The sequence below is a fragment of the Rhodococcus sp. BS-15 genome, from assembly GCF_000813105.1.
GTDB lineage: Bacteria > Actinomycetota > Actinomycetes > Mycobacteriales > Mycobacteriaceae > Rhodococcoides.
The window spans coordinates 1-4,379 of the sequence record NZ_BAOX01000361.1; the positions used below are offsets into that span (position 1 = coordinate 1).

The following is a 4,379-nucleotide window of genomic DNA, read 5'->3' on the forward strand; positions in this document are numbered from 1 at the left end:
CCACCGCCTGCGACCGCCCTTGACGAACAACGGAAACGTCATCGTCTCGGACGCCGCGACCAACTCGTCCACGTCGGACGACGGTTCCGACGACGCCAGCACCGGAAGTCCTGCAGCCTTGGCCGCCGCGATGGCCCGCGCCTTGTTGCCGGTCAGCTCGAGCACGTCGGCGGACGGGCCGACGAAGGTGATGCCTGCCTCGGCGCACGCTGCGGCCAGATCCGGGTTCTCGGAAAGGAATCCGTACCCGGGGTACACCGCGTCCGCGCCGCTGCGCTTGGCAGCGGCGACGATCTCGTCGACCGAGAGATACGCGCGAACGGGATGCCCCTTCTCCCCGATCTGATACGCCTCGTCGGCCTTCGTCCGGTGCACCGAGTTCCGGTCCTCGAACGGGAACACCGCAACTGTCGAGGCCCCGAGTTCATAGGAGGCACGGAAGGCGCGGATGGCAATTTCACCGCGGTTGGCAACCAAAACTTTGGAGAACATTGGCTCAACTTACCCGGCAGCGTGAGTCACCGAGGTGTACTGATCTCATCATGCGGGACGAGGCGGTCGATTTCCTCCACTGAAACGGTGCAGTGAGTCCCTAGGTCAGGACTTCTGCAAATAGTCGACTCGATCCGATCGCCAAGCCGACCGCATCATCGACGCGATGCCGGGATCGTTCGCCAGCGACGGGTCCCGCGCGAACAGGGACCGTGCACAGTCCTGTGCGTCGGCGATGATGTCCTCGTCGTCGATGAACGAGAGCAGCCGCAACCCACTGACCGTGCCCGACTGTGCAGCACCGAGAACGTCGCCCTCGCGACGAGTGGCCAGGTCCAGCTTGGCCAACTCGAAACCGTCGTTGGTCGCTGCCACCGCTTCGAGCCGGGCGAAGGATCCGCCCGCGGGGCTGAGATAGCTGATCATGATGCACAGGCCCTGGTGCCCGCCTCGGCCGATCCGGCCTCGCAACTGATGCAGTTGGCTCACGCCGAATCGGTCCGCATCCATGATGACCATGACCGTCGCGTTCGGAACATCCACTCCGACTTCGACCACGGTGGTGCAGACCAGGACGTCGATCTCGCCGGAGTTGAACTCGGACATGGTGATGTCCTTGTCGTCTCCCGACAGTCGTCCGTGCAGCAGCCCCACCCGCAGATCGTGCATCGGTCCGGTGGAGAGGGTCTCGTACAGGTCCATCGCAGCCGTCGTCTCGGGGCCGTCCTCCGAGCTCGCGCTCTTCTTCTTCGCAGCGCTCTTCTTCCCGGTCTCCGCGTCCTCGTCGTCCCCGATGCGGGAGCACACCACGTAGGCCTGGCGACCGGCTGCCACCTCCTCGTGAATTCGCTGCCACGCTCGTTCCACCCAGCCCGGCTTGTTCCTGGCGGGTACCACGTTGCTGACGATGGGCGACCGGCCGCGGGGCAGTTCGGTGAGCACCGACGTCTCGAGGTCACCGAGGGTCGACATCGCGATGGTCCGTGGGATGGGGGTCGCAGTCATCACCAGCAGGTGCGGACTGGTGTTGTCGCGAGCTTTCGCGCGCAACGCATCTCGTTGCTCGACGCCGAACCTGTGCTGTTCGTCGACGACGACCATCGCGAGGTCGAGGAATTCGACTCGGTCCTCGATCAGGGCGTGGGTACCGATCACGATGCCCGCGTCACCGGTGACGGCATCGAGCAGCGCGGACCGCTTGGCCGCCGTGGACATCGAGCCGGTCAACAGGGCGACCTTGGTGGCCAGCTCGTGCGATCCTAGTTCCCCGCCGGCCGCGAGGCTCCCGAGCATCGACCGAACAGAGCGCGCGTGTTGCGAGGCGAGAACTTCCGTCGGTGCCAGCAGCGCACACTGATGCCCGGCATCGATCACCTGCAGCATCGCCCGCAGCGCAACGATCGTCTTGCCCGAGCCGACCTCACCCTGCAACAGCCGCGACATCGGATGTGGTGCCGACAGATCGTGGGCGATCTCGGCTGCGACCTGGTGCTGGCCGGCCGTCAACTCGAACGGCAGACGCCGATCGAACTCCGCGGCGATACCGTCGGTGATCGGTGGGCATCGCGCTGCCACCCGGGTGGATGAGTCGCGTCGCGGTCGGCGAGGACGAGCTGAACGGCGAGCGCCTCGTCGAACTTCAACCGCTCTCGCGCAGAGTCCTTGTCCTGTGCGGTATCCGGGAAATGGACCGACCGAAGCGCGGTGTCGATGTCGACGAGACCGCGCTGCGCACGTACCGACTCGGGCAGTGGATCGACCACGTCGTCGAGTTGGTCGAGCACCTGCCGAACGCAGCGCATGAAGGTCCAGCTCTCGACGTCCTTCGCGGCCGGGTAGATGGGCACGAATGCTCGATCGAACACCGACATGTCGACGGCTCCGGAGGAATCGACCGAGCCACGAGCGAGTCCGGCCAGGGTGCCGCCGCCGACGATTCGTCCTGCAGGCACGACGGCCCCGTCGTTGTCGTCTCCGCCGAGAATCACGTAGCTGGGGTGCGTGAGATTCCACCGTTTGCCGAAGTACTTGACCTTGCCCGAGAACATTCCTCGGCGACCGGGCACCAGAACGTGCTTGAGCTTGTGTGGACTGAAGAAGGTGGCGTCGATTCGCTGTCCGTCGGCGGCGAGTGTCACTGCGAGGAACTGACCGTTGCGGTTCTTCATCGAACGCAGCGTCGCGGACTCGATCGTGGCGACGATGGTGATGTGCTCGCCCTCGGGCGGCTCCTTCTCCCCCAGCTCCGAACCGTGCGTCATGTAGCGGTGCGGATAGTGCCGAAGCAGTTCCTCGACGGTGTGAATACCGAAGACGTCTGCCAGCGGCGTCGCCGCCGCGGCTCCGAGGACGTGATCGAGCGGGTCCACCAGCGTTGCCATTGTCCGAGATTCCCTATTCCACTCCGAATTGCACGAGATCCCCCGGCTGCCCACCTGTGTAGACCACCACGTCGACTCCGGGATGTGCTCCCGACACGTATTCGGCCAGCCGATCACCGAAGCCATCCGATGCCTGGGCCCCGACGAGCACCGTCACCAACTCCCCTCCCGTGGCCAGGAGCTGATCGAGCAACCGACACCCCGCATCGAGCGGACGAGCGGCGACGATCACCACCTCCTGCCCTGCGAGCCCGATGCAGTCGCCCGGCTCGCACGTGCCGACCCACGTCAGCGATCGCTCCTGTGCGATACGTAGAGAACCCCACCTCGTGCCCGCCGCGGCCTCGGACATCGTGAACGCGTCGTCGACTGCGGCCCGGGCGGCGTCGTGTACGGCGAGCGCGGCCAAACCCTGCACCATCGCCGAGCACGGCAACATCACGACGTCTTTGCCGTCCGCTCGGGCAGCTGCGCCGACGGCAACGAGTTCCTGCGCGGACAACGCGCCGTTCGGTAACACCAATACCTCGCGATGCTTCATCCCGACGATCGCTCGATGCAGCACCGAGGAGTCGATCGCCTCGTCGCACCGCACCACCGTCGCGCCTTCCTGAACGTAGAGATCCGCGGCACCGTCACCGGCCACCAGCGCCAAAATATCTCGACCCACCGACAACGCTGCTCCGTCGTGCGCTTCGAAGCTCACCGCTCCGGCGAACTCGGCGAGACCGAAACACGAGATACGCACTCCGCGAACATCTCCGGCCGCGATTCCTCGATCGACGGCACCACCGGGGTCGGTGGTGTGCACGTGCGCGGACCAGGCCCCGGAACCGTCACCGGCCACCACGACCGAATCTCCGATGTCGGCCAGAGCCCGGCGAAGTTCCGCCGCCCTCGCGTCGTCGGGGCCGTGCACGACGTAGACCACCTCGTACCCGAGGGGGCGAGGTGACCCGTATCCCGACACCGCCTCGGGTGCACCGCCGCAGTCCGACGAGACGTTCGACGCATCACCGACCGTCCGGCGTTCGTGCTCGTGCGGGCGACGGTATCGCCGGCGCGGCGGAGTGCGGCCGATCACCACCTCCACGAGCGCATCGACGATCACCGAGAGACCGAGTGCGCCTGCGTCCACGACCCCCGCCTCCCGGAGCTCGGCCAGTTGGTCCGTCGTGCTGTCGACAGCGCGAGCGGTGGCCTCGGCGATGTCGACCACCAGCGTGGAGAGGCTGACATTGGCATCGTGGCTGAGGCTTCGCGATCGGCGGCGGCCAGAACAGTGAGCATCGTGCCCTCGACGGGAACGCTGACCGCTCCCGCGACCAGGACTTTCGCGCGTCGCAACATCGCCTGGATCGACACCGTGTCCAGCGGGCCGTCCGCTGCAGCCTCGGCAACAGCGCGCAACAGCTGAGAGACGATCACTCCCGAGTTGCCCCGCGCACCCGCCACTGCCCCCCACAGCCAGTGCCCCGGCCGACGGCGCGGCGTCCGCAGTGGGCC

Annotated in this window: 2 protein-coding genes and 2 pseudogenes; all 4 read right to left on the bottom strand. The window is 66.5% G+C overall.

Annotated features, from left to right (window positions below):
* Positions 1–492 (bottom strand): biotin carboxylase N-terminal domain-containing protein (locus tag RHBS_RS24955; RefSeq protein ID WP_272913896.1); only part of this gene is annotated, 492 nt, incomplete at its 3' end.
* Between the two features lie 105 nt (positions 493–597).
* Positions 598–2,873 (bottom strand): annotated as a pseudogene (gene recG, locus RHBS_RS24960) (ATP-dependent DNA helicase RecG).
* A gap of 13 nt (positions 2,874–2,886) precedes the next feature.
* Positions 2,887–4,011, bottom strand: a complete 1,125-nt coding sequence (locus RHBS_RS24965; protein ID WP_236745412.1) for a hypothetical protein — start codon at positions 4,009–4,011, stop codon at positions 2,887–2,889.
* A gap of 12 nt (positions 4,012–4,023) precedes the next feature.
* Positions 4,024–4,328 (bottom strand): annotated as a pseudogene (locus tag RHBS_RS29845) (DAK2 domain-containing protein); the annotation flags it as partial.
* Positions 4,329–4,379: the final 51 nt, after the last annotated feature.